Origin of the sequence: Streptomyces sp. HB132 (assembly GCF_016909575.1) — a bacterium.
GTDB lineage: Bacteria > Actinomycetota > Actinomycetes > Streptomycetales > Streptomycetaceae > Streptomyces.
Map to the genome: position 1 here is coordinate 349,630 of NZ_JAFBGA010000003.1, position 24,043 is coordinate 373,672.

A 24,043-nucleotide genomic window follows, 5' to 3' on the forward strand; every position below is an offset into this window, starting at 1 on the left:
TTACGGGGTCGGCAGTGCGCCGCCGTCCGCCCGCTCAACAGATGAGACACGCGCTCGTCCGTCGACCTCGTCCGCTAGACTGCCGGCATGTTCGCGCAGACGACACGTAACTGGTGGTGGACCGCTCATCCGGCGGCCCGCTGATTCATCGCGCGTACAGACTTCGCGAAGGCCGCCCGAGGGGCGGCCTTCTCTGCGTTCAGGAGCCGGGAGCCGTTCCTCCGTCAAGAAGGAACGTCCATGCCCGAGCCCACGCCCGCCCGTCCCCACCGCGCCGCCGACGTGCTGTCCGCGCTGTTCCGTGACGACTCACCGCCGTTCGCGCTGCTGCGCAGGCGCACGCCCGGCCGGGACCACGACACCGTCGAGGTCCTGACCGGCGAGGTGCGGGAGGTGGCCCGGCTAGCCGACATCCCGGTGGGCGAGCTGCCCGCGCTGGCCCTGGTGCCCTTCCGGCAGATCGCCGAGCGCGGTTTCGACGTACGCGACGACGGCACCCCGCTCGCGGTGCTGGTCGCCGACGAGGTGCACGAGCTGCCGCTGGCCGAGGTTCTCGCGCATCTGCCCGGCCACGACGTGCGGGTCGAGGACGGTGCCTTCGACGTCCCCGACGAGGAGTACGCGGACGTCGTCCGGCGGGTCGTCGAGGACGAGATCGGGCGGGGCGAGGGCGCGAACTTCGTGATCCGGCGGACCTTCGGCGGCGAGATCCCCGGCTTCGGCCGGGCCGACGCGCTGGCCCTGTTCCGGCGGCTGCTGGCAGGTGAGCGCGGCGCGTACTGGACGTTCGTCGTGCACACGGGCGGCGGGGCCTCTCCGTCGGGGCGGCGGGCGACGGGCGGACGGACGCTGGTGGGCGCCAGTCCTGAGGTCCATGTGCGGATGTCCGGCGGGACCGTCGTGATGAATCCGATCAGCGGGACCTACCGCTACCCGGCCGAGGGGCCGACCGCCGAGGGCCTGCTGGCCTTCCTCGGCGACCGCAAGGAGACCGAGGAGCTCTCCATGGTCGTCGACGAGGAGCTGAAGATGATGTGCACCGTGGGCGACATGGGCGGTGTGGTGGTCGGGCCTCGGCTGAAGGAGATGGCTCACCTCGCGCACACGGAGTACGAGTTGCGCGGGCGCTCCTCGCTGGACGTGCGGGAGGTCCTGAAGGAGACCATGTTCGCGGCGACGGTCACCGGATCCCCCGTGCAGAACGCCTGCCGGGTGATCGAGCGGTACGAGCCGGAGGGCCGCGGTTACTACGCCGGCGCCCTGGCACTGGTGAGCCGGGAGCCCGGAGGGGCGCAGACGCTGGACTCTCCGATCCTGATCCGTACCGCCGACATCTCGGCGGCGGGCCGGCTGAGCGTGCCGGTGGGGGCGACGCTCGTGCGCCACTCCGATCCGGCGGGGGAGGTCGCCGAGACGCATGCGAAGGCGGCGGGTGTGCTGGCGGCGCTGGGTGTCCGGCCGGGCCGGCCGGGGTCGGAGGCCGGCCGGCCGCGACTCGCCTCCGATCCGCGGGTGAGGGCGGCCCTGGACGACCGGCGCGGCGGGCTGGCCCCCTTCTGGCTGCGGATGCAGGAGCGCACCCGCGACCTGACCGGGCACGCGCTGGTGGTGGACGGCGAGGACACCTTCACGGCGATGCTGGCGCATCTGCTGCGGTCCTCGGGCCTCACGGTGTCGGTGCGCCGGTTCGACGAGCCGGGCCTGCGCGAGACCGTACGGGCGCACACGGGGCCGGTGGTGCTGGGGCCCGGCCCCGGCGACCCGGCGGACACGGCCGATCCGAAGATGCGGCTGCTGCGGGGGCTGGCCGCCGAGCTCGTACGCGAACACCGGCACGGGCTGCTCGGTGTCTGCCTCGGCCATGAGCTGATCGCGGCGGAGCTGGGCCTGGAGATCGCACGGAAGTCCGTGCCGTACCAGGGGGCGCAGACCCGGATCGATCTGTTCGGCAGGCCCGAGACGGTCGGCTTCTACAACAGCTTCACCGCGCTCTGTGACGAGGCTGCGGCCACGGAACTGGGCGCGCACGGCATCGAGGCGAGCAGGGACCCGGCCTCCGGCGAACTGCACGCGTTGCGCGGCCGGGGTTTCGCCTCGGTGCAGTTCCACCCGGAGTCGGTGCTGACGCTGCGCGGCGCCGCGATCGTGACCGGACTGCTGGCGGCGCTGCCGGTACCCGGCTGAGGAGGGGGCGGGTACGTCCCGCCCGGCGGTCTACCGCGTGGGAGGCGCAGGGACCAGGAAGTTGTCGCTGCGCCGGCCCGCCAGGTGGTCGACGACGTTCCGCACGGTGGCGTCGATGATCTGTTCCACGGCGTCACGCGTGTAGTACGCCTGGTGCGAGGTCACGATGACGTTGGGGAACGTGACGAGCCGGGCGAGGGTGTCGTCGTCGATGCCCTCCACCGACTTGTCGACGTAGAAGAGTCCGGCCTCCGCCTCGTAGACGTCGAGCCCGACACCGGTGAACCGGCCGCTCCTCAGCTCGGTGACCAGTGCGCGGCTGTCGATGAGGCCGCCCCGGCTGGAGTTGACCATGATCGCGTCGTCCTTCATCACGGACAGGGCTTCCCGGCCGATGATGTGCTGGGTGGCCGGCAGCAGCGGTACGTGGAGGCTGATCAGATCGGACTCGGCGAGGAGCTGTTCCTTGTCCACGTACCTCATGCCGAGTGCGGTGCAGGCAGGGTTCTCGACGAGGTCCCAGCCCAGCAGATCCATGCCGAACCCGTGGGCGATCCGGGTGAACGCCTCACCGATCTTCCCGGTGCCGACCACTCCGGCCGTCCGGCCGTGCATGTCCCGGCCGAGGAGCCCGTCGAGCCGGAAGTCGAAGTCCCGGGTGCGGCTCACCGCGCGGACGATACGGCGGTTGACCGCCATGGCCAGGGCCCAGGCGAATTCGGCGACCGAGTACGGCGAGTAGTACGAGACCCGGGCCACGCGCAGGGCCAGGCGTTCGGCGACGTCGAGGTCGATGTTGTTGAAGCCGGTGGAGCGCTGGGCGATCATCTGCGTGCCGCCCGCCGCGAGGGTCTGCAGCACCTTGCCGCCGAGATCCGCGTTGACGCTGGTGGAGATGATCTCGTAGCCCGCGGCGATCGGGGCGGTGTCCTCGGTGAGGAAGACGTCCAGGCAACGGACGTCGTGCAGACCGGCGAAGGCCTTCTCGATCAGCGGCTGCTCGTCGGACTGCACGCCGAATGCCAGGATTTCCACGACGTCTCCCGGGTGAGGGGGTGGGGGCCGTACCTCGCGAATATACGGTCCGGCTCCCGGCGGCGCCGCCCGGCCGGAGCGGTTCCGGCCGACGCGGAACCAGCCCGTCAGACGTCGTCGAGGCCGGCCTCGATGGCGTAGCGCACGAGCTCCACCCGGTTGTGCAGCTGGAGCTTGCCCAGGGTGTTCTGGACGTGGTTCTGCACGGTCCGGTGGGAGATGACCAGCCGCTCGGCGATCTGCTTGTACGAGAGCCCCTTGGCCACCAGCCGCAGGACCTCCGTCTCGCGGTCGGTGAGCTGCGGGACCTTCGGACGGTCGGGGGCGGCGGGGGCCGGGTCGGAGGCGAGCCGGCGGTATTCACCGAGGACCAGTCCGGCGAGGCCCGGAGTGAAGACGGGGTCGCCCGCCGCGGTGGCGCGCACGGCGTCGGTCAGCTCCTGGGTGCTGGCCGACTTGAGCAGATAACCGGTGGCGCCCGACTTCACCGCCTCCAGGACATCGGCGTGCTCACCGCTGGCGGAGAGCACCAGGACGCGCAGCCCGGGGTGGGAGCCGACGAGCTCCTTGCAGACCTGGACCCCGGGCATCCCCGGCAGATTGAGGTCGAGCACCAGGACGTCGGGCACGGCGGCCCTGGCCCGGCGCACCGCGCCCGGGCCGTCGCCGGCGGTCGCGACCACGTCGAATCCGGACTCGGCGAGGTCGCGGGCCACGGCGTCGCGCCACATCGGGTGGTCGTCGACGACCATCACCTTGATGGTCGTTTCCTCTGCTGCCTGCGTGTTCGGTGTACTCATCGGGCCGATCCTGCCTTCCCCCGTGAAACCTTCGGAACCTTCAACTCGACCTCGGTGCCCTGGCCGGGCACCGAGATCAGCTCTGCCGTACCGCCCAGATCGCGCAGCCGGCCGCGGATCGACAGGGCGACGCCGAGGCGGCCCTCCCCCTCCGCCTGGTCGAGCCTGCCCTCCGGGATGCCCGGGCCGTCGTCCCGGACGGTGACGATCACCGCGTCCGGTTCGTCCTCGACCAGGATCCACGCCTGGGCGTCGGGCCCCGCGTGGACCCGGACGTTGTCCAGCGCGGCACTGACGGCGGCGGCGAGTTCACGTGCCGCCCCGGCCGCGAGCAGCACCGGGGCGCCGGGCTCCGAGAAGGTGACCCGGGCTCCGGCGTGCCGGGCGAGCAGGGCGCGCAGGTCGGAGTCGGGGCTCTCCGTCCCGTCGGTCTCCACCGTGCGGACGACCGCGCCGTCGGCACTGTCCTCGGAGACCCGGGTCGTGGGCACCAGTCCGCTGGAGACCAGGGTCCGCAGCGCGACCTCCTGCTCCCCGGCCATCCGGCCGAGCTCCGCGGCCTCGCCGCCCAGGGCCGTGCCGCGCCGCTGGACCATGGCCAGGACCTGGAGGACGCTGTCGTGGATGTCGCGGGCGAGCCGCTCCCGCTCCCGGGTGGCGGCCTCGATCTCCAGGGCGCGGGCCAGGGTGCGCTCACTGGCGCGGGCCACCTCGACGACGTAGCCGATGGCGATGGAGGCGACCCAGACGAGCACCACGTTGTGGAAGGTGTCCTCGCTGGGCTCTCCGCGCTCGATGATGTTGGCGACGGCGACGAGGGTCGAGGCGAAGGCCGCCCAGCGCCAGCCTCCCTTGAGGGCGAAGGCGAGGACGGAGCCCGCAGTCCAGATCGAGGGAAGCGTCGGGCCGTCCATGTGCTGAGCGTCGAAGTCGGCGAGCGGCGTCACGAGGATGCCCGTCAGGGCGACGGTGAGGTCCGCGCCCAGGAAGCGTTTGGTGCAGTTCGCAGCGTTGGCCACCCGGGGAAGCGTGACGAGCGTCCAGAGGGCGAGGAAGGCCAGGAAGGCGACGGCCACCCAGGGCCGTTCGTACTTGGCGTGGCCGAAGCCCGCGAGCAGCCCGGCGTAGCCCAGCGTCAGCACCCGGTACGCGGTGAGGGCGCGCCAGAGGGGCTGCTCGACCGACATCCGCACGACCCTTTCGCGCCTGGCCATGTGCCCCGTGCCCCCTCCCCCGGTTCCCGCCCCTGCCATGCTGCCTTCTCCGGACATCCGGAGACGCCCCTACGCGCCGGACCGTTCCTGGCCCTTCTTCTTCGCCTCCTCGGCGATCTGCCGCTTGGCCGCGGTCGCGTAGACGTCGACGTACTCCTGGCCGGAGAGCTTCATGATCTCGTACATGACCTCGTCGGTCACCGAGCGCAGGATGAAGCGGTCGCCGTCCATGCCCTGGTACCGGGTGAAGTCCAGCGGCTCGCCGATCCTGATGCCCGGCCGCATCAGCTTGGGCACCACCTGGCCCGGCGGCTGGATCTTCTCCGTGTCGATCATCGCCACGGGAATGACGGGCGCGCCGGTGGCGAGGGCCACCCTGGCGAGGCCCCCGGGCTTGCCCCGATAGAGCCGTCCGTCGGGTGACCGGGTGCCCTCCGGGTAGATGCCGAAGAGCCCGCCGCTCTCGATCACCTGGATGCCCGCCCTGATCGCCGCCTCGCCGGCACCGCGGCCGCCCGAACGGTCCACCGGGAGCTGTCCCACGCCCTTGAAGAAGGCGGCGGTGAGCTTGCCCTTCACACCGGGCGCGGTGAAGTACTCCGCCTTGGCGATGAAGGTCACCTTGCGGTCGAGGACCGCCGGCAGGAAGAAGGAGTCGGAGAACGACAGATGGTTGCTCGCGAGGATCGCCGGCCCGTGTGCGGGAATGTTCTCCAGACCCTCCACCCACGGCCTGAAGGCGAGCTTCAGGGACCCGCCGATGGAGAACTTCATTGCGCCGTAGATCAACTCTGGTGCCTCCTGTGTGCCGTCCGGAAGACCTTAGCCTGTGGAACCGCGGCCTCCCCCGTCCGCCCGGGACGGCCTCCCCCACCGGCGCTCCCCGCGGCCGCCCCGCGGGTGGTGGGCGCTCGGGCGGTGACGGCCCTGGTCGGTGTCGGTCCGGTCGCGTACGGTGAAGTAATCCTTTTGCACACCCCCCGCACCCCGCCCCGCTTCATGAACAGGAGACCCCGGTGCCGGTCCTCCCTGGAGCCGAGCCGTTCCGCCACGAGGGCGGAGAGGTCGGCGTCCTCCTCTGTCACGGATTCACGGGTTCGCCGCAGTCGCTGCGCCCCTGGGCCGACTACCTGGCGGAGCGCGGACTCACCGTGTCCCTCCCGCTGCTGCCCGGCCACGGAACCCGCTGGGAGGACATGGCGGTCACGGGCTGGCAGGACTGGTACGCGGAGGTGGACCGGGAGCTGCGCCTGCTGCGGGCGCGGTGCGCGCAGGTCTTCGTCTTCGGCCTGTCCATGGGCGGCGCCCTGGCTCTGCGCCTCGCCGCGAAGCACGGGGACGAGATCGCGGGCCTGGTGCTGGTGAACCCCGCGAACAAGGTGCACGGCCTGTCGGCGTACGCCCTGCCGGTGGCCCGGCATGTGGTGCGGACGACGAAGGGCCTGACCAGCGACATCGCGTTGGAGGGCGCCGAGGAGGTCGGCTACGACCGGGTGCCGCTTCACGCCGCCCACTCCGTGCGGGCGTTCTTCCGTCTGGTCGACGCCGATCTGCCTCAGGTCACCCAGCCGCTCGTGCTGCTGCACAGTCCGCAGGACCATGTCGTGCCGCCGGCCGACTCGGCGCGGATCCTCAGCCGGGTCTCGTCCAGGGATGTCGAGGAGATCCTCCTGGAACAGAGCTACCACGTGGCGACGTTGGACCATGATGCGGAGCGGATCTTCGACGAGAGTTACCGGTTCGTCGACCGCCTCGCACCCAACGCTGGCAAGAAGGGGAGCACGTCCGGTGGCTGAACACGACGCGGAGCGCGCGGGCAGTGACGAGGAGCGCGAACCGCGCCCCACGGAGGGAACGGCGGTCCCCGAGGGCACGGAGGCGCCCCGGGCGCTCGACGAGGCGGCGGCCTGGGAGGCCATCGTCGCGGGATACGGCGACGAGCCGCCGGACCCGCCGGGCGCCAAGCCGTTCAAGTCGATCGAGGACCTGGCCCTGCTGGAGGACGACCAGCTCAACGTCCTGGACCCCGACGCGGGCGACAACACGGACAAGGGCGTGGGCGGGAAGACCCCCGGCGGACCGCCGGAGAAGAAGCCGCTGGGCGGTTCGGTCGTCTTCGCGCCCGGGGTCGCCGGCCCGCGTGACTACGGGCTGAAGGAACCCGAGGACGGTGACGTCGACGATCCGGACGACAGCGAGGAGGGGCACTTCGTACCGCCGGAGCCGCCGCCGCTGCCCGAGGCGGATGTGACCGCCAAGTTCGCCTGGCTCGCGGTCGTCGGCGGTCCGGTGCTGATGCTGATCGCGGTGCTGCTGCAGTGGGAGATGACGTGGTGGCTCACCACGCTCTCCATCGGCGGTTTCCTGGGCGGCTTCGTCACCCTGGTGGCGCGGATGCCCGACGACGACGAGGAGAACGACGACCCGGGGCGCGGCGCGGTCGTCTGACCCGTTCTGCGGCGCGGTGCCCGGCCTGGAGGGCGGCGCGGCCGGGCGTCCTCCAGGCCGGGCTGCCTGTCGTGGAGCCGGGCTCAGCCCCCGGCCGGCACCCTCAGGGCGGCCAGTACGGGCAGATGGTCCGTGGCCGTCCGCAGGTCCGCGCCGCTCACGCCGGGCAGGTCCGCGGGGACGCCGCAGCCGAGTACCTCGATGCCGCCGGTCGCGAACACCGCGTCGATCCGCTTGCGCGGTTGGTCGGGCGGGAAGGTGAGCTCGCCGCCCCACGGCCGTACGGCCCAACAGTCCTGGAGCCGCCCGGCCAGCCGCCGGAAGGCGCTCCCCTCCGGTACGTCGTTGAGGTCACCGGCGACGACGGCGTGCGGGACGTCCATGGCGTCGATCCGGTCCAGCAGCATTCCCGCCTGTGCCCGCCGTTCCTCCCGCTGCAGGCTGAGGTGGCAGCTCAGGACGCCGAATCGTGCCCCGGCGATCCGTACGACAGCCGTGGCCAGGCCTCTGCGGTGCAGCCCCGGGGTGAGCGGCAGCAGGACGTCCTCGGTGCGTTCCACGGTGGCGCGCAGGGAGCAGAGCAGCAGGGGGCCGGCCGCCGTGGCGCCACCGCTGAGGATCACCAGGTCGGTCATGGCCGCGAGCCTGGCGGCGGCCTTGCGCCAGCGGAAGAAGCGCGGGGCCTCCTGGACGCACACCAGGTCGGGTGCGCAGGCGCGGATGACGCGGGCCAGCGCCTCGGTGTCGTCGCGCAGTGAGCGCACGTTGTAGCTGAGCACCCGGATGACTGCTGAACCGTCCGGCTCGGTACGGGAGTCGGGCAGTGGCATCGGCATCGTGACCATGGGAGGCACGATACGACGGACGCCCGCCGCTCCCCGGAGGGCGCGACGGGCGTCGAGGACGCATGGGCGGGGTCAGCCCTGGCGCGCCAGGTCGGCCGCGCCCACCAGGCCTGCCTTGCCGCCCAGTTGGGCCGCGAGGACCTGGGCGTGCGGGCGCCACTCCCCGCCGATCAGCCAGCGCCGGAACGACTTGCGGATCGGGTCGAGGACCAGTTCGCCCTCGTCGGACACGCCTCCGCCGACGATGAAGGCCGACGGGTCGAAGAGCGAGGCGAGGTCGGCGAGTCCGGCTCCGGCCCAGCGGGCCAGCTCACGGAAGGAGTCGATGGCCACCGGGCAGCCCTGCCGGGCGGCCTGGCTGATGTGCTTGCCCTCGATGCCCTCGACGCTGCCGTCCCCGAGCCCCAGCAGGATCGTGGCGTTCTCCGGGGTGGCGTTGGCACGCTGCTTGGCGTAGCGCACGAGCGCACGCCCGGAGGCGTACTGCTCCCAGCAGCCCTGGCTGCCGCAGCCGCAGAGCAGCCCGTCCGGGACGACCCGGATGTGACCGAATTCCGCCGCCACGCCGAAGCGTCCGCGGCGGAGCTTGTTGCCGATGATGATGCCGCCGCCCAGGCCGGTGCCGAGCGTGATGCAGATGACGTCGTCGTGCCCCTGGCCGGCGCCGAAGCGGTATTCGCCCCAGGCCGCAGCGTTGGCGTCGTTCTCGACGACGACGGGAAGCCCGACGCGCTGCTCGACCTTGTCCTTGAGCGGCTCGTGGCGCCAGTCGATGTTCGGGGCGAACAGCACGGTGGCACGCTTGTCGTCGACGTATCCGGCCGCGCCGATGCCGACCGCCTCGACGTCGTGTCCCTCGCTCGCTCCGGCCACGGCGGCGCTGATCGCGTCCACGATGGCTTCGGCGGTCGGCGGGGTGGATACCTTGAACGTCGAGAGGATCCGGCCCTCTTCGTCGACCACTCCAGCCGCGATCTTCGTGCCGCCGATATCGACGCCGATGGTGAGTCCCATGAATCCCTCAGTTTCGGTCGAGCCCCGCTACGGCCAACCGTACCCGAGCCGGGGACGGGTACCTCCTGCCCAGGGTCAGTCCAGGTCGATGTGTTCGCTGCCGCCGGAGCCCTCGTCACGCGGGTCCGAGGGATCCTGTGCCGCCGCCTTACCCGGCCCTGCGGCGTTTCCCGTGCCGCCGGAGGTGCCACCGGCACCCTCGGTACCCCGGGTCCAGCGGCCCTCCTGGCCCTCGACGGCGGAGCGGTAGGCGGCGAGGAGCTCGTTCCCCGCGGCTGCGAGATGGTCGAACAGCTCCGGATTGCGGTCGATGACGGGCTCGACCGCGGACCTGGCCTGCCTGATCACCTGCTGGACGGTGCCCTGGGCGGCCATGCCGAGCAGCGGTGACTGCATCGAGGAGACCTTGTCGGCCACCGCGTCGATGAGCTTGCGCAGCTCCTCGGCGGCGGAAGCCGGCTGCTGTCCGTACTGAGCCCGGCGGCGGGCCTTCTCCGCTTCGAGGTCCTCGGCGCAGGCCTCCGCCCACGCGTCGTCGTCGACGGGACGATCGGTGGCTTCACTCATGGCGGACTCCTGCGACGCGGTTGTCTGCGTGGCCGTACGAGCCACGTACTACCGACGTTACCCGAACGGTGGTACGCCGTTCATGGTGTCCGGGGCCAGAGCGCGGGGTCGGGCGTGAACCGGACACGCAGGACGCCGTCGGTCAGCGCGGCGCCGGAGACGGTGCAGCGGCGCAGCGCGGACTCCAGGCGCACGATCCGGTGGAACGGCCCTGCGGTGAGGAGCAGTTCGTCGCCGCGCCGGACGAGCCCGAGGTCCGCCTTGACCGCCCCGGGCAACGGCAGGCACCAGGCGATGACGCCGTCGCCGGCGTCCTCGGTCCACCAGGGGTCACCGGCGTGTCCCGGATTCCTGTCGTCGGGTGCGCCGCAGGTACCGGCGATCAGGGCCAGGTCCTCGGCGGAGCGCGGCTCGCGGCCGAGGTGGGCGGTCTCGCGTACGGGGGTCCCGGGCTCCCACTCGTGGTGCCAGTGGTCCAGGCACTTCTCCTGCCGGGCGGCGAGATCGGCGAACCACGGGTCGGCGGCGTGGCGGGGCAGGACCCGGGTGGCCACGACGGAGTCGACGCGCAGCCCGTGCAGGGCGAGTCCGGTACGGGCTGCGCTCAGCGCCTCCCCGGCGGCCTGCCCGGGTTCGGCGACCAGCCGCACGGTGGTCGCGTTGTCCTCGAGCAGTGCCTCGACCGCGGCCAGTTCGGTGTCCTTGCGGGCTGCTGCCTCGTACAGCCACTGGGCGGGCATGGGGACGCCGGCGAGCTGGGCGAGCACCGGGCGCAGCGCGCGGGCGGCCTGGCGTTCGCGGGGCAGGAGGCGGCGCAGGTAGCGGCGCAGCTGCCCGGGGAGTGCGAGCAGGGAGAGGGCGTCGGCGAGCGGTGGGAGGTCGACGACGAGGACCTCGTAGCCGTCGTCGGCCCAGTCGCCCTCGGCCGCCCGGCGCAGGGTGTGCAGGACGGCGAGCTGTGCGCTGCCCGGCAGTTCGGTGAGTTCCTCGCCGTCGAGCCGGTTGGCGCCGAGCAGGTCGAGCACCCCGGACGCCCGGTCCTGGAGTGCGAGGAGCTCAGCGCGGAAGTGCGCGGCGGAGTCGACGCGGGCGCAGTGCAGCAGCTCGGCGACCTCAACGGCCTCGGCGGCCTCGGCGGCCGAGGGGAAGGCGGGCACCGCGTCGGCGGAGACCAGGAGGGTGCGCCGGCCGGCACGGGCCGAGGCGAGCGCGGTGGCCGCGGCGACGGTGGTACAGCCTGCGCCGCCGGGGCCGGTGACGAGGACCGTACGCACGTGATCAGGCCTTCGGGACGGACTCGACGCGCTTCTTCAGCCCGGCGAGGGCGCGGTCGATGATGACCTTCTCGGCTTTGCGCTTGATCATGCCGAGGAGCGGGATCTTGACGTCCACGGCGAGCCGGTAGGTGACCTCGGTGCGGTCCCCGTCGCCCAGGGGCGCCAGCGCGTAGCTGCCGTCGAGGGAGCGCAGCATCTGGGACTTGACGAGGGTCCAGTCGACCTCGTACGGGCTGTTCCAGGTGTAGGCGAGGACGTGGTCGTCCTTGATCGCTCCGGCGTCCAGGACGAGACGGACCTGCTCGGCGCGGCCCTGGTCGTCGGTGGCCAGGATCTCGGCCTCCTTCACCTCGCCGGTCCATTCCGGATAGCGGGCGAAGTCGGCGATCACTCCCATGACGTCGGCCGGCGCCGCCTCGATCGTGATGCTCGAGCTGGTGTGTTCAGCCATCGCCGTGGCCCTCCAGTGCGGTGTACCGGTCGCGTTCGGCAGAAGCCTGCCGTGTGCAGGCTATCGCGTGCCGAGGCCCCTCCCGTCCGCGCCCCGGCCCGCGGCGGGTGGCCGTGTCGCTCACCACTCCAGGGCCCAGGGCCGTCCGCTGGAGGCGAAGTGGCCGACGTTGACGCACTCGGTGACACCGATCCGCATCCGGCGGACCAGCGGCTGGTGGACATGGCCGAAAATCGCGTACCGGGGGCGGGCACGGTGGATGGCGTCCAGGAGCGCGCGGCTGCCGCGCTCGAAGCGGCGGGCCACCGTGTCGTACGTCAGCTCGGGAACGTCCGGCGGGATGTGTGAGCACAGGACGTCCACCGGACCGAGTGCCTCGACCTTGGCGGCGTACTCCTCGTCACTGATCTCGTACGGGGTGTTCATGGGGGTGCGGAGTCCGCCCCCTACGAACCCGAAGACCCGGCCTCCGATCTCGACCCGCTCGCCGTCCAGCACCGTCGTGCCGGAATTGGCGTACTCGGGCCAGAGGGAGGGGACATCGACGTTGCCGTAGGTGGCGTACGTCGGGGTGGGCATGACCGCGAACATCTCGGCGTACTGCTTGCGTACGGCGGACAGGATGGCCGTGTTGCGGTCCCGGCCCGCCCAGAGTTCGCGGCCGAAGGCGCGCGCCTCGTCGAAGCGGCGTGCGGTGCGCAGCTCGACGATGCGGTGGGCGTTGTCGACCCCGAACAGGTCGGGGAAGATGCCGCGCGAATGGTCGGCGTAGTCGAGGAAGAGGACCAGGTCGCCCAGGCAGATCAGGGCGTCCGCGCCGTCCCCGGCGCGCGCGAGCGCCTCCGCGTTGCCGTGCACGTCACTGACCACGTGCACGCGTGTCCGCCGGGTGGGGGTCGTGTGCTGATTGTGCGGTGTGCCGACTCGCATGGAGCTCACCCTAGGTCTCCGCTCGCCGCTCTGGGTAGAGGCCGCCGGACCTGCGATTACTTCCGGATCTGGACACGGGTGGACTAATGTGCGCCGAAGGAGCACCGATATGTGTGATGCATAAGACATCTGGCCGGAAACCCCTTTCCGGAACCGAGTACCGGTGGGTAACGTCCCGCCAGTCCAGTCGTGCTCACCCCACTGAGCATCTGCCAGTCTTGGACCGATCCGGTGCGTCACACAGAGCCGTGGAACCGGAGCCCGATGAGGAGCAGCAGTCTTGCGCGAGTTCAGCCTTCCGGCCCTGTACGAGGTCCCTACGGACGGCAACCTGACGGATCTCATCCGCCGCAACGCCGCTCAGCATCCCGATGTCGCGGTGATGAGCCGGAAGGTGGCCGGCGTCTGGACGGATGTCACGGCGACCCGGTTCCTCACCGAGGTCAGAGACACCGCCAGAGGCTTGATCGCGGCGGGTGTCCAGCCCGGTGACCGGGTCGCGCTCATGTCGCGCACCCGCTTCGAGTGGGTCCTGCTGGACTTCGCCATCTGGAGCGCGGGCGCCGTCACCGTCCCGGTGTACGAGACCAGCTCCCCCGAGCAGGTCCAGTGGATACTCGGCGACTCGGGCGCGGTCGCGGTCGTCGTGGAGAGCGCCGCCCACGCGGAGTCCGTCACCGCGGTGCGGGACGGGCTTCCCGGTCTGCGGCACGTCTGGGAGATCGACCGGGGTGCCGTCGACGAGCTCGTCGCCGCGGGTGCCGAGGTCTCCGACGAGACGCTGGACCTGCGCATGGTGAGCGCGAAGGCCGACGACCCGGCGACGATCGTCTACACCTCGGGCACCACCGGCCGCCCCAAGGGCTGTGTGCTGACGCACCGCAGCTTCTTCGCGGAGTGCGGCAACATCGTGGAGCGGCTCAAGCCCCTCTTCCGCACCGGCGAGTGCTCCGTCCTGCTCTTCCTGCCCACCGCGCACGTCTTCGGCCGGCTGGTCGAGGTCGCGTCCGTGATGGCACCGATCAAGCTCGGCTGCGTGCCGGACATCAAGAACCTCACCGATGAGCTGGCCTCGTTCCGGCCGACGCTGATCCTCGGTGTGCCGCGGGTGTTCGAGAAGGTCTACAACTCGGCGCGTGCCAAGGCCCAGGCCGACGGCAAGGGCAGGATCTTCGACCGGGCGGCCGACACGGCGATCGCGTACAGCCGTGCGCTCGGCACGCCGGAAGGCCCCTCGGTCGGTCTGAGGGTCAAGCACAAGGTGTTCGACAAGCTGGTGTTCAGCAAGCTGCGCGCCGTGCTCGGCGGCCGCGGCGAGTACGCGATCTCCGGTGGCGCACCGCTGGGCGAGCGGCTCGGCCACTTCTTCCGCGGCATCGGCTTCACGGTGCTGGAGGGCTACGGCCTCACCGAGTCCTGCGCCGCCACGGCCTTCAACCCGTGGGACCGGCAGAAGATCGGCACGGTCGGCCAGCCGCTGCCGGGCTCGGTGGTGCGGATCGCCGACGACGGCGAGGTGCTGCTGCACGGCGAGCACCTGTTCACCGGGTACTGGAAGAACGACGCGGCGACGGCCGACGCGCTGGCCGACGGCTGGTTCCACACCGGCGACATCGGCACGCTGGACGAGGACGGCTATCTCGCGATCACGGGCCGCAAGAAGGAGATCATCGTCACGGCGGGCGGCAAGAACGTCGCCCCCGCGGTGATCGAGGACCGGATCCGCGCGCACGCCCTGGTCGCCGAGTGCATGGTGGTCGGCGACGGACGGCCGTTCGTCGGCGCGCTGCTGACGCTCGACGAGGAGTTCCTCTCCCGCTGGGCCGAGGAGAACGGCAAGCCGGCCGGGTCGACGGCGGTCTCGCTCCGCGAGGACCCCGAGCTGCTGGCCGAGGTGCAGCGGGCCGTGGACGACGGCAACGCGGCGGTGTCCAAGGCGGAGTCGGTGCGCAAGTTCCGCGTCCTGGCCACGCAGTTCACCGAGGAGGCGGGCCACATCACGCCGTCGCTGAAGCTCAAGCGCAACGTCGTGGCGAAGGACTTCGCGGACGAGGTCGAGTCGATCTACCGCGGCTGAACCGGCGGTACGTACGGGAGGGCCCGCACCGGCCACGCGGCCACGGTGCGGGCCCTCCCCGTACGCGCTCGGAGCAGCGACTTCGGGTACGTGCTCAGAGCAGCGTTCTGAGCTGTCCGGCGAGCAGGTCCCAGCGCCACTTCTCCTCGACCCACGCCCGGCCCCGCTCCCCCATGCGCCGCCGCATCTCAGGGTCGCCGAGCAGGGTGACGATGCGGTCGGCGGACTCCTCGGCGGAGCCGCCCCGCACCACCCACCCGGTCTCGCCGTGCAGCACGGCGTCCGGGGCACCACCCGAGTCGCCGGCCACGACCGGCAGTCCGGTCGCGGACGCCTCCAGGTAGACGATGCCGAGGCCCTCGACGTCGAGCCCGCCGCGCCGGGTGCGGCAGGGCATGGCGAACACGTCGCCGGCGCCGTAGTGCGCGGGCAGTTCCTCCCAGGGCACCGGCCCGGTGAAGCGCACGGAGTCCTGGACACCGGTCTCGTCGGCCAGCTTCTTCAGCTGCCCGGCGTACGGGCCGCCGCCGACGACGAGCAGGACGGCGTCCGGCACCCGCGCCAGGATCGCGGGCATGGCCAGGACGAGGGTGTCCTGCCCCTTGCGCGGCACGAGCCGGGACACACACACGACGACGGGCCGGTCCGTGAGTCCGAGCCGGGCCCTGACCCGGTCACCGCCGGAGTCCGGGTGGAAGGTCTTCTCGTCGACCCCTGGCGGCAGCTGCACCATGCGTCCGGCGGCCTCCGGGGTGAGCGCCTCGGCGATCCTGGACCGGGTGTACTCGCCGAGGTACGTGATCGTGTCGGTGCCCTCGCCGATGCGGCGCAGCAGTTGCCGGGACGCGGGCAGCTGGGCCCAGCCCGCCTCGTGGCCGTGCGTGGTGGCCACGATCCGGCGGGCGCCCGCCCGGCGCAGCGCGGGCGCCATCAGCCCGAGGGGCGCCGCCGCGCCGAACCACACGGAGGAGCAGCCGTGTTCGCGCAGCAGCCGGACCGCCTGCCGGGTGACCCGGGGGGTGGGCAGCAGCATCGTCGTACGGTCGCGCACGACGGTGAACGGCTGCTCGGCGTCGAAGGCGGCGGTGGCCTCGGCGCCCTCCGCGCCGCGCTTCCAGGTGGAGGCGTAGACGACGAGCCGCTCGGGGTCCATCCGCAGCGCCATGTTGTGCAGGAAGGCCTGGATGCCGCCGGGGCGGGGCGGGAAGTCGTTCGTCACGATCAGTGTCTTGTCCATCGCGGCCGACAGTACCGGGCGTTCGCGCGGCCCTGCCTGACGGCTCCTGTACAGCAGGTGGCGGCATCATGACGCTCATGCGTCTGTCCCTCGCCACCTGGACCCTCACACGAGCGGTGCTGCTGCTCTGCGTCTTCAAGGTGTTCACGGTGCCGGGTCCGGACGTCACGAGTGATGTCTCGGTGATCTACCGGGGCTGGTACGAGGTGCTCCGCACCGGTTCCTATCCGCTGGACGACGTCACCTGGCAGTACCCGCCCGCCGCCGCGCTCGCCGTGCTCTCCCCGGATCTGCTGCCCTTCCTGGAGTACGCCTCGGCCTTCTTCGTCCTCGTACTGCTCTGCGACGCGCTGGTGTTCGGGCTGCTCCTGTACGCGGGAGGCCGGCCGGGCATGCGGAGCGCGGGCGGGTGGCTGTGGGTCGTGGGTGTGCCGCTGCTCGGGCCGACGGTGTACGCCCGCTACGACCTGATGGTCACGGCCGTCGCGGTGGCGGCGCTGCTGGCGGGCGTGCGCCAACCCAGGGTGCTGGGGGCGCTGGCCGCCTTCGGTGCGTTGCTGAAGGTGTGGCCGGTGCTGCTGCTGGTGGGGACCGCCCGGGGCGGGGAGACCCGCAGGTCCTGGTCGGCGGCGGCGGTGACGGCCGCCGTGCTGGTCCTGGCGGCCGCGGTGGTGCTGCCCGGCGCGTTCGCCTTCCTGACGTTCCAGCGGGACCGGGGGCTGGAGATCGAGTCTCTGGGGGCGCTGGTCTTCCACGTGGCCCGGCAGTTCGGCTGGGAGGGGCGGGTGGAGCTCCGCTACGGCTCGATGGAGTTCGCCGGCCCGCAGGTGGCGCTGGTGAGCACGCTGGCCCTGGCGCTGAGTGTGCTCGCCTTCGGCTGGCTGCTGGTGTGGCGGCTGAGGGCGCGTACGTTCGCGGTGCACACCCCGGCGGACGCGGCGTTCACCGCGGTGCTGCTGTTCACCGTGACCAGCCGTGTCATCAGCCCCCAGTACATGGTCTGGCCGCTCGGTGTCGCCGCGGTGTGCCTCGTGTTCCGCGGCAGCCGGATGGCGCTGCCCGCCGGTCTGGTCCTGGTGGCCACCGCCGTCACCCTGCTGGAGTTCCCGCTCGGCTTCGCCCACGTGGTGGCCAGTGACGCGGAGGGAGTGGTGCTGATGGCCGTACGCAACGGTCTGCTGGTCGCCGCGACGCTGAGCGCCGGGCGGCGGCTGTGGCGGGCCACGGTGCCGGGGGCCCGGCGGGGGTGCGCGGCGGAGCGGATCAGCCGAGCCGGGCTCGAAGGTACTCGCGCCAGCGCGCCGTGAAGTCCGCGGGAGTGGTGCCGAGCACCGTGTGCATGGCCTGCTCCACGCTCCCGTCCCGCTCCGAACGGCTCCCCACGGCCTTGTAGAAGGCGATCAGCTCGTCCTCGCCCCAGTCCCGCACGATCAGCTCGCAGGCCAGCCAGCCGCCCTCGTAGGCCCGGGAGAGCTTCCCCGTGTCCTCACCGAAGCCGAAGTCCTCGTCGGCCGGCAGCCGCGCGGGCAGGTCACCGGCCCGGACTGCCTCGGCGAGCTCCGGTGCGATCTCGGAGGCGGTCCGGCTCTCCCGTCGGTAGGCGACCAGGTCGGCGAAGCCCTCGGAGAGCCAGACGGGAGTGGCGGCGGAGGTGTACGCCCGGGTCGCCACATGGGTGGTCTCGTGGGTGAGGACGACACGCTGCCCGAAGTCGCCGAGCATTCCGTACGCCTGCGGATTGACGATCACCCGGTCCGCGGGCGCCCGGCCGCTCCCGCCGACCTCGCCGGTGGTGACGGCCGCTATGCCCCGGTAGCTCGCCACGGGCGATCCCAGGAGCCCCGCCATGTCCTCGACGGACTCGGGGACGAGCACCACGACCCGCTCCGCCCAGGCTTCCGGCCAGGAGCCGGTGACGGCCGGGACGGCCCGGTCCGCGGTGGCCGCGATCCGGCGCAGCTCCGCCGCCCGGCGGCCGACCCCGAGGACCAGGCTGTGCGTGCCCCGCGCGACCTCGACGTCGCCCTGCTGCCAGAGCTGTCCGGGGGCACCGTCGGCGGCCCGGTCGGCGGCGATGTACCAGGTGCGGTCCCCGCCGCGGCGGACCAGTTCCACGGTACGGGAGGAGGAGACGGGCGCCTTGTCGTAGCCCTTGATCCGGTAGCGCAGTTCGACCTCGGCGGTGACCCGGCCGGCGGCCTCGTCCGACACGCCCTCGACCTCGTACGTCCAGGACGCCAGCGGTACGTCGGCGAGGTTGCGCAGTTCGGTGCGCTGGGCGGCACGGAAGGATCCGGCACGAGGGTCGAGGGCGGCCAGGTACGCGTCGGTGTCGTGCCCCATGACGGCCGCGGCCCGGCGGTCCAGGGTGGCGCCGACCTCCTGGGCGGTGATGCCGGTGGTGGAGTCCCGGGGGCCTGCGCACGCGGGCGCGAGCAGCAGCACGGCGAGCACGGCACCCGCCGTGCGCCGTCCGCGGGTCGTCCCCCGCCGCGCGTCCCCTGCCCGAACAGCCATCCCGCCGATCGTACGGTCAGACGCGGGTGACCGAGGAGACGGGCATCATGCCGACGGGGTCGTAGCGCACCGGTGCGCCGGGGTGCGGGGCGTGGATGACCTGCCCGTCGCCCGCGTACATCCCGATGTGGCTCGCGTCCGCGCGGTAGGCGACCAGATCACCGGGCCGCGCCTGCGAGAGCGGCACCATGCGGCCCGCGTACCGCTGCGCCTGCGAGGTGCGGGGCAGACCGACCCCCGCCTGCGCGTACGCCCACTGCATCAGTCCGGAGCAGTCGAAGCCGGCGGGGCCGTTGGCGCCCCACACGTACGGGCGTCCCAGGGCCTGCCGGGCCGCCATGAGAGCCGCCAGGCCGCGCGCGGAGCCCGGGCCGGAGGCGAGGAGCGCGTCGTCGGGGCGGCCGGAGCGCGAGGCGCGGCCCAGGGACTCGCGGTCGGCTGCGGGCAGGGAGTCCAGCAGGTGCCGTGCCCTGGCCAGTTTGCCCTCCACCGTGCGCTTGTGACGTGCCAGGGCCGCACGGTCGCGCTCCATGGCGGCGAGGGCCACGGCTGCCTCCGCACGGCTCTGGGCGATCCTGCGCTGGGCCCGGTGGAGCTTGTGCAGCGTCACGGCCCGGCGCTCACCCGCCCGGTCCAGGGCGGCGGCGCGGTCCAGGAAGGTGTCCGGGTCGGAGGAGAGCAGGAGGGCGACCGAGGGGTCGATGCCGCCCGAGCGGTACTGCGCACCCGCCATCGAGCCGAGGGACGCCCGCAGCAGGTTGACGTCCTCCTGGGTGCGGGCCGCCGAGTCCTGGGCCCTGGCCATCCGGCCGCGCAGCGCACCGAGGCTCTCCCGGGCGGCGTTGTACCGCTCGGTGGCCCGCTCGGCCTCCCCGTACAGCCGGTCGACCGCGGTCCTGGCCGTCTCGTGGGTGTCCTCGGGCACCGCGCTCGCGGGCGCCGCGTTGAGAGTGGCCGCCGCGGTGGCCGCGGCGGCGGACAGGACGGTGGCCCGGACGCCACGGTTGAGACCGGGACGGGTGGGGCGGCGATGCGACACCACAGGAAGCCGCACTCCCTTCCGCTGTACGCAGATGTGCGCAGCCCCTGCCGCCCGGGGCGGGCGGACCGACGACCGGGAGCTGCACGGCAGCGCAGACAGTAACCGGACGGCTACCCGGTGACCAAAGGCCACGCCGGGCGGCGGAAGGGGCGGGAACGACGGCGCCCCGCCGGTGACCTGTGGTCTCCGGCGGGGCGGGGGTCCGTCAAGGGGTGCGGTGATTCGCCCGTTCGGGCGTCAGGGACGCACACCGAACTGGAAGGTGCCCATGTAGTCCATGGACTCGTAGCGGACCACGGTTCCGGGCTTCGGGGCGTGCAGGATCTGGTTGTTGCCCGCGTACAGACCGACGTGCGAGGTGTTGTTGAAGAAGACGAGGTCACCCGGCTTCAGCGCGCCGCGGCCGATACGGGCGCCGTCGTTGATCTGGGTGTACGTGGTGCGGGTGAGCTGGACGCCGGCCTGGGCGTAGGCCCACTGGGTCAGCCCCGAGCAGTCGAACGAGTTGGGGCCGGTGCCACCCGAGACGTACGGCTTGCCCTGCTGCGTCGAGGCGGCCTGGAGGGCGGCCGCGCCGAGGCCGGACGCGGCGACCTCGTTGCCGAGCTCGACCCGGTCACCGGCGGCGCGGCTGGCGCGCTGCTCGTCCTCGGCCATCTTGGCCCGCTCGGCGGCGGTGAGGGTGTTCAGCAGCTTCTGGGCGTCGGCGAGCTTGCCCTGGTACTTCTTCTTGTTCTCGTTCAGCGACTTGCGTACGTCGTCGAGGTCGCTGAGCTTGCCCTGCGCCTCCTTGCGCTGCTGCGCGAGGGTGCGCTGCTTCGCCTGGATCTTCTGCAGCGACTCGGCCTGCTTGGCCGTCAGCTGGTCGAGCGCGGACGCCTGGTCGAGGAAGCTGTCCGGGTCCGAGGAGAGCAGCAGCTGGACGGAGGGGTCGAGTCCGCCGGAGCGGTACTGCGCGGTGGCGAGCGAACCGAGTTCGCCGCGCAGGGTGTTGAGCTCGTCCTGACCGCGGGCGACCTTGTCCTGGAGCGCGTCGGCCTGCTTCTTGAGCTTGTCCTGCTGCTCCTTGGCGCCGTTGGCCTTCTCGGTCGCTTCCTCGGCCTCGTGGTAGAGCTTGTCGACCTTCGCCTTGACCTCGCTCTTGGTCGGCTTGGGGTCGGCGTGGGCGGCCTGGGAGGTCAGGGCCACGGCTGCGGCGGCGGTCGCGGTGAGCACGGTCACGCGGGTGCGGCTCGGCTGCTTGGGACGACGGTGGGACGCCACGAAGGCGAGCTCCTTCTTCCTCGAGCCGCCTACCGGGTTGTGGGGGGACACGAACGGATCCCCGGCTCCGTGCACGTCACGGACTCGGCGGTTCCTTCGCCGTCACCCCGGATGGGCAATCAACCGTGCGAAGGTTCGAGGGCTGACCCTAGTGACCATCTTGTGATCAGTTCAAATCCTCAGGGGCAAAATCTCGTCACACCAGGCACTTCTTTACTTTCATCACACTGCGTGTAGCGCTGACTTGACGGTACGTTCCAAAAATTCCGGCAAGTCGCCCAAGCCTCACATGACGCCTCAGACGCGCGAAAGGCGCTTCAGGAGCAAGGCGGACGCGACCGGCCTCGCCCCCGCCTTCGCCACCCCGTCGGCCACTTCACGGTCGGTGGAGACCACGACGACGGGTCTGCCCGGCGGTTCGGCGCGCGCCAGTTGCCGGATGAGCTCGTCCGCGGTCACCCCTGCCTTGCTGAACAGCACCCGGACTCCGCGCGGTGGTGCCAGCAGGACCGGAGCGGCCAGCTCGGCGCCGTCGAAGACACAGGTCATCTCGGCGCCCGTCTGTGCCGCGAGCAGGGACAGACCGCCCAGGAGGCGCAACCGCTGCTTCTCCAGCGGCATCTGCGGGTAGCCGGTCTTCGTCACGTTGTAGCCGTCGACGATGAGGTGCGCCTGCGGCAGGGCGAGCAGTTGGTCGAGCAGGGCCGGATCGGTCTCCGAAAGCGCCCTGGCCGCGATGTCCTTCGGTGACATCCGGCCGGGCTCCACCGCTTCGACGCCGTCCGCGGGCCGGAGCGAGGAGGGAGGCAGGGCCAGTTCGCGGCGGAGCCCCTGGGCCGCGTCGAGCACGGTGTCCAGGAGCAGCCGCAGCCGCATGTCCTCGACCGAGCGCCCCTCCCTGGCCGCCCGGCGGCCCGCCTCGGCGGAGGCCTCCGCCTCGGCCAGCCGCGCCTTGAGCCGGCGGGACTCGCTCTCGGCGGCGGAGACCTGGGCCGCGGCCTCGGCCCGCACGGCGTCGGCCTCGGTGCCGGCCTTGCGCAGAGCGGCCTCCCCGCGCTTCACCTCGCTGAGGGCGCTGCGCAGCTTGCGATGCAGGGAGTCGGCCTCCTTGCGGGAGGCCTCCAGCTCCGAGCGCAGCCGTTCGGTGTCGGTCTTGATGTGGCCGCGGGCACGGTCGAGTTCCTCGCGCAGCCGCTCCAGCTCGCGTCTGGTCTCCTCGTCCGCCTGCTCCGCGTGGGCCCGCTGGACCTCCTCGCCCGCTGCCGCCACCAGCTTGACCCAGCCGGCCGGGCGCAGCACGTAGGCCGCGGCGGCCACGTCCAGGGGGTCGGCGGCGGCGGGCGGCGTGCCGGACGCGAGCGCGTCGGCCAGCTCCGGCTGGGTCTGGCCGATCCGTTCGCCGATGCGTCGGCGGAACGCGGGGTCGGCCTCCAGGGCGGCGGCCATGGCGTTACCCGCGAACTTGGCCCGTCTGCTCGGCGTGAAACGGGCGTACTGCCGGAGCTGGGAGGGGAGTTCGCCGACGGTCAGACCGCCGAACGCGTCCGAGACCAGCGCCACCACCTTGCGGCGCACGCCCTCGGGCAGCGGACGGTCGAGCGACTCCGCGGTGCCGTCGGCCGCGTCGGCCGGTCCGGCGCCGCCTGTCGGCTGCTCCACCATCCATCACCCCAATATGTCTGCCCCCGCGGCCCCGTCAGGAGTCGGCACCGGGCTTGTCCACGAGCTCGATCTGGTCCACGGCGTTGCACCAGCGGCAGCGCACCGACTCGATGGTCTCACTGACCACCTCGCGCTCCTCGACACTCGACTCCCCGGCCAGGTCGAGATGGACGTACTCCACTACCTTCGAGGAGCGCGTCACATCGAAACGGGTGAGGTTGCCGCAGAGCGTGCAGCGCCAGCGGGTCCCGTCCGTCGGCTGGGGAACCGTCGTCATCGTTGCGTCCTCTTTCGTCGTTCGTCGAGTCTCGTGCGTGCCCAGGTCTTCGATCTCGCGGTGCGCCGTCGAACTGCGGATGTCCTACCGCAACCCTACGGCCTTGCGCATACCTATCGACACGGCGAGGCGCTCTGTCCCGTTCTCGCAGGTTGCGTCATGCTCTGTACGTGATCGATTGGCGCGAAGTCGACTGGCGGGAGCGGGCCCGGGAGCTGGGGACGGCCACCGCGGGCGGCGCTCCCGTCACGTACGGGCTGATGGCGCTGTGCGTCGCGGTGTTCCTGATCAGCCCGCTCTCCGGCCTGAATCCGGGCCACGGCACCGGCGACGCGCTCCTGGCCGCCCAGGCCGGGTACTTCGAGCAGTGGGGTGTGATCCCCAGCGAGCTCATGGACGGCTCGGCGCACGCGGCGCTGACCCCGCTGACCGCCCTCTTCGTGCACGGCAGCTGGCTGCACCTGCTGGGCAACATGCTCTTCCTGTACGTGTTCGGCGCGATGGCCGAGGAACGCATGGGCCGCACCGAGTTCACGCTCTTCTACCTCGCGTGCGGCTACTTCGCCCTGGTGGCCTACGCCGTGGTGCACGCCGGCTCCGACCAGACGCTGGTCGGGGCCTCGGGGGCCATCTCCGCGGTGCTCGGCGCGTTCCTCTACCTCTTCCCCAGGGCCAGGGTCACCAGCCTCTTCCCCTTCCTCTTCTTCCTGCCACTGCGCTTCCCCGCCTGGATCGTGCTCGTGTTCTGGTTCGTGCTGCAGTGGCTGGCGGCCCGGAGCGCGGGCAGCGGCCCGGGCGTGGCGTACCTCGCGCACGTGGCGGGTTTCGCGGCCGGGTTCCTCTACGCCTGGGCACGGTTCCGGGGTACTAGAGTGAAGTCTCCAGCCGCGGCCACCGAGGGAGAAAGCCAGCCGTGATCACCGCGATCGTGCTCATCAAAACCAGCGTGGACCGGATTCCCGAGATCGCCGAGGCCATCGCGGCGCTGGACAGCGTCAGCGAGGTCTTCTCCGTCACGGGCACGTACGACCTGATCGCCATGGTCCGGGTGGCCCGGCACGACGATCTGGCCGATGTCATCCCGGGCCGGATCAGCAGGATCCAGGGCGTCGAGGCCACCGACACCCACGTCGCGTTCCGCACGTACTCGCAGCACGACCTCGAGGCGGCCTTCGCCATCGGTCTGGACGCCTGAGGACGACG

The 24,043-nt window shown here is 72.0% G+C and carries 24 protein-coding genes; 8 read left to right on the forward strand and 16 right to left on the reverse strand.

Annotated features, from left to right (window positions below; translation table 11 throughout):
• The first annotated feature begins 87 nt into the window (after positions 1 to 87).
• On the forward strand, positions 88 to 144 hold the full coding sequence (locus JOC24_RS34155; RefSeq protein ID WP_078850812.1) for a trp operon leader peptide: 57 nt from the start codon (positions 88 to 90) through the stop codon (positions 142 to 144).
• A 96-nt stretch (positions 145 to 240) separates the two neighbouring features.
• Entirely contained in the window at positions 241 to 2,184 is a 1,944-nt protein-coding gene (locus tag JOC24_RS09265) for an anthranilate synthase family protein (protein WP_205019647.1), read from the forward strand.
• Between the two features lie 30 nt (positions 2,185 to 2,214).
• Here the strand turns inward: JOC24_RS09265 and JOC24_RS09270 are convergent, their stop codons facing one another.
• From JOC24_RS09270 to JOC24_RS09285, 4 genes are all read right to left on the reverse strand, one after another.
• The gene (locus JOC24_RS09270) at positions 2,215 to 3,219 is read right to left on the reverse strand and encodes a 2-hydroxyacid dehydrogenase (RefSeq protein ID WP_205019648.1); all 1,005 of its coding nucleotides are present in this window, start codon (positions 3,217 to 3,219) and stop codon (positions 2,215 to 2,217) included.
• A gap of 107 nt (positions 3,220 to 3,326) precedes the next feature.
• A complete protein-coding gene (locus JOC24_RS09275) occupies positions 3,327 to 4,019 on the reverse strand; it encodes a response regulator (RefSeq protein WP_205019649.1) in 693 nt (230 codons plus the stop codon).
• Positions 4,016 to 5,233, reverse strand: coding sequence for a MacS family sensor histidine kinase (macS, locus tag JOC24_RS09280; protein WP_205019650.1), 1,218 nt, complete (start codon positions 5,231 to 5,233; stop codon positions 4,016 to 4,018). The genes JOC24_RS09275 and macS overlap by 4 nt, the downstream gene beginning before the upstream one ends.
• 69 nt (positions 5,234 to 5,302) lie before the next feature.
• Positions 5,303 to 6,022 (reverse strand): lysophospholipid acyltransferase family protein, encoded by a 720-nt coding sequence (locus JOC24_RS09285; RefSeq protein ID WP_205019651.1) that lies wholly within the window; start codon positions 6,020 to 6,022, stop codon positions 5,303 to 5,305.
• A 227-nt stretch (positions 6,023 to 6,249) separates the two neighbouring features.
• Here JOC24_RS09285 and JOC24_RS09290 point away from each other — a divergent pair, with 227 nt between their 5' ends.
• Together JOC24_RS09290 and JOC24_RS09295 are read left to right on the forward strand one after the other, a co-directional pair.
• Positions 6,250 to 7,029, forward strand: coding sequence for an alpha/beta hydrolase (locus JOC24_RS09290; RefSeq protein WP_205019652.1), 780 nt, complete (start codon positions 6,250 to 6,252; stop codon positions 7,027 to 7,029).
• Positions 7,022 to 7,681, forward strand: coding sequence for a hypothetical protein (locus JOC24_RS09295; protein ID WP_205019653.1), 660 nt, complete (start codon positions 7,022 to 7,024; stop codon positions 7,679 to 7,681). Before JOC24_RS09290 ends, JOC24_RS09295 begins: the two co-directional genes overlap by 8 nt.
• 83 nt (positions 7,682 to 7,764) lie before the next feature.
• On the opposite strand, the gene JOC24_RS09300 is transcribed toward JOC24_RS09295, so the two are convergent.
• The 6 genes from JOC24_RS09300 to JOC24_RS09325 form a co-directional block, all read right to left on the reverse strand.
• Entirely contained in the window at positions 7,765 to 8,526 is a 762-nt protein-coding gene (locus JOC24_RS09300) for an endonuclease/exonuclease/phosphatase family protein (RefSeq protein WP_205019654.1), read from the reverse strand.
• Between the two features lie 72 nt (positions 8,527 to 8,598).
• Entirely contained in the window at positions 8,599 to 9,540 is a 942-nt protein-coding gene (locus JOC24_RS09305) for an ROK family glucokinase (RefSeq protein WP_205019655.1), read from the reverse strand.
• Between the two features lie 75 nt (positions 9,541 to 9,615).
• Complete coding sequence (locus tag JOC24_RS09310; protein ID WP_205019656.1) at positions 9,616 to 10,107, reverse strand: DUF5304 domain-containing protein; 492 nt, start codon at positions 10,105 to 10,107, stop codon at positions 9,616 to 9,618.
• Between the two features lie 80 nt (positions 10,108 to 10,187).
• Complete coding sequence (locus tag JOC24_RS09315) at positions 10,188 to 11,381, reverse strand: ArsA family ATPase (RefSeq protein WP_205019657.1); 1,194 nt, start codon at positions 11,379 to 11,381, stop codon at positions 10,188 to 10,190.
• A 4-nt stretch (positions 11,382 to 11,385) separates the two neighbouring features.
• Positions 11,386 to 11,835: an SRPBCC family protein gene (locus tag JOC24_RS09320; RefSeq protein ID WP_205019658.1), complete on the reverse strand. Its 450-nt coding sequence runs from the start codon at positions 11,833 to 11,835 to the stop codon at positions 11,386 to 11,388.
• A 120-nt stretch (positions 11,836 to 11,955) separates the two neighbouring features.
• The gene (locus JOC24_RS09325) at positions 11,956 to 12,765 is read right to left on the reverse strand and encodes a metallophosphoesterase family protein (protein ID WP_205019659.1); all 810 of its coding nucleotides are present in this window, start codon (positions 12,763 to 12,765) and stop codon (positions 11,956 to 11,958) included.
• 280 nt (positions 12,766 to 13,045) lie between these two features.
• Between JOC24_RS09325 and JOC24_RS09330 the strand changes: the two genes are divergently transcribed.
• A complete protein-coding gene (locus JOC24_RS09330; protein ID WP_205019660.1) occupies positions 13,046 to 14,842 on the forward strand; it encodes an AMP-dependent synthetase/ligase in 1,797 nt (598 codons plus the stop codon).
• Positions 14,843 to 14,936: 94 nt separating this feature from the next.
• On the opposite strand, the gene JOC24_RS09335 is transcribed toward JOC24_RS09330, so the two are convergent.
• Positions 14,937 to 16,079: a glycosyltransferase family 4 protein gene (locus JOC24_RS09335; protein ID WP_205019661.1), complete on the reverse strand. Its 1,143-nt coding sequence runs from the start codon at positions 16,077 to 16,079 to the stop codon at positions 14,937 to 14,939.
• A gap of 68 nt (positions 16,080 to 16,147) precedes the next feature.
• On the opposite strand from JOC24_RS09335, the gene JOC24_RS09340 reads away from it, so the two are divergent.
• A complete protein-coding gene (locus tag JOC24_RS09340; RefSeq protein WP_239580072.1) occupies positions 16,148 to 17,386 on the forward strand; it encodes a glycosyltransferase 87 family protein in 1,239 nt (412 codons plus the stop codon).
• Here JOC24_RS09340 and JOC24_RS09345 read toward each other — a convergent pair.
• From JOC24_RS09345 to JOC24_RS09365, 5 genes are all read right to left on the reverse strand, one after another.
• Positions 17,343 to 18,596 carry a hypothetical protein gene (locus tag JOC24_RS09345; RefSeq protein ID WP_205019662.1) on the reverse strand — a complete coding sequence of 418 codons (1,254 nt, stop codon included), beginning with the start codon at positions 18,594 to 18,596 and terminating at the stop codon, positions 17,343 to 17,345. The genes JOC24_RS09340 and JOC24_RS09345 overlap by 44 nt on opposite strands.
• A gap of 16 nt (positions 18,597 to 18,612) precedes the next feature.
• Positions 18,613 to 19,638: a C40 family peptidase gene (locus tag JOC24_RS09350; protein ID WP_205019663.1), complete on the reverse strand. Its 1,026-nt coding sequence runs from the start codon at positions 19,636 to 19,638 to the stop codon at positions 18,613 to 18,615.
• A 237-nt stretch (positions 19,639 to 19,875) separates the two neighbouring features.
• Positions 19,876 to 20,901, reverse strand: coding sequence for a C40 family peptidase (locus JOC24_RS09355; protein WP_205020013.1), 1,026 nt, complete (start codon positions 20,899 to 20,901; stop codon positions 19,876 to 19,878).
• 297 nt (positions 20,902 to 21,198) lie between these two features.
• Entirely contained in the window at positions 21,199 to 22,560 is a 1,362-nt protein-coding gene (locus tag JOC24_RS09360) for an NYN domain-containing protein (protein WP_205019664.1), read from the reverse strand.
• Positions 22,561 to 22,597: 37 nt separating this feature from the next.
• On the reverse strand, positions 22,598 to 22,840 hold the full coding sequence (locus JOC24_RS09365; protein WP_205019665.1) for a hypothetical protein: 243 nt from the start codon (positions 22,838 to 22,840) through the stop codon (positions 22,598 to 22,600).
• A gap of 170 nt (positions 22,841 to 23,010) precedes the next feature.
• Between JOC24_RS09365 and JOC24_RS09370 the strand changes: the two genes are divergently transcribed.
• Together JOC24_RS09370 and JOC24_RS09375 are read left to right on the forward strand one after the other, a co-directional pair.
• Positions 23,011 to 23,757: a rhomboid family intramembrane serine protease gene (locus JOC24_RS09370; protein ID WP_205019666.1), complete on the forward strand. Its 747-nt coding sequence runs from the start codon at positions 23,011 to 23,013 to the stop codon at positions 23,755 to 23,757.
• The gene (locus tag JOC24_RS09375) at positions 23,754 to 24,035 is read left to right on the forward strand and encodes an Lrp/AsnC family transcriptional regulator (RefSeq protein ID WP_031093667.1); all 282 of its coding nucleotides are present in this window, start codon (positions 23,754 to 23,756) and stop codon (positions 24,033 to 24,035) included. Before JOC24_RS09370 ends, JOC24_RS09375 begins: the two co-directional genes overlap by 4 nt.
• Positions 24,036 to 24,043: the final 8 nt, after the last annotated feature.

What these genes read in the sequence shown, in the direction of transcription:
- JOC24_RS09300 (WP_205019654.1), bottom strand. Translation starts at nt 8,526, where the DNA reads ATGGTCACGATGCCGATGCCACTGCCCGACTCCCGTACCGAGCCGGAC.
- JOC24_RS09310 (WP_205019656.1), bottom strand. Translation starts at nt 10,107, where the DNA reads ATGAGTGAAGCCACCGATCGTCCCGTCGACGACGACGCGTGGGCGGAG.
- JOC24_RS09365 (WP_205019665.1), bottom strand. Translation starts at nt 22,840, where the DNA reads ATGACGACGGTTCCCCAGCCGACGGACGGGACCCGCTGGCGCTGCACG.
- JOC24_RS09335 (WP_205019661.1), bottom strand. Translation starts at nt 16,079, where the DNA reads ATGGACAAGACACTGATCGTGACGAACGACTTCCCGCCCCGCCCCGGC.
- JOC24_RS09340 (WP_239580072.1), top strand. Translation starts at nt 16,148, where the DNA reads ATGACGCTCATGCGTCTGTCCCTCGCCACCTGGACCCTCACACGAGCG.
- JOC24_RS09275 (WP_205019649.1), bottom strand. Translation starts at nt 4,019, where the DNA reads ATGAGTACACCGAACACGCAGGCAGCAGAGGAAACGACCATCAAGGTG.
- JOC24_RS09305 (WP_205019655.1), bottom strand. Translation starts at nt 9,540, where the DNA reads ATGGGACTCACCATCGGCGTCGATATCGGCGGCACGAAGATCGCGGCT.
- JOC24_RS09325 (WP_205019659.1), bottom strand. Translation starts at nt 12,765, where the DNA reads ATGCGAGTCGGCACACCGCACAATCAGCACACGACCCCCACCCGGCGG.
- JOC24_RS09320 (WP_205019658.1), bottom strand. Translation starts at nt 11,835, where the DNA reads ATGGCTGAACACACCAGCTCGAGCATCACGATCGAGGCGGCGCCGGCC.
- JOC24_RS09265 (WP_205019647.1), top strand. Translation starts at nt 241, where the DNA reads ATGCCCGAGCCCACGCCCGCCCGTCCCCACCGCGCCGCCGACGTGCTG.
- macS (WP_205019650.1), bottom strand. Translation starts at nt 5,233, where the DNA reads ATGGCCAGGCGCGAAAGGGTCGTGCGGATGTCGGTCGAGCAGCCCCTC.
- JOC24_RS09345 (WP_205019662.1), bottom strand. Translation starts at nt 18,596, where the DNA reads ATGGCTGTTCGGGCAGGGGACGCGCGGCGGGGGACGACCCGCGGACGG.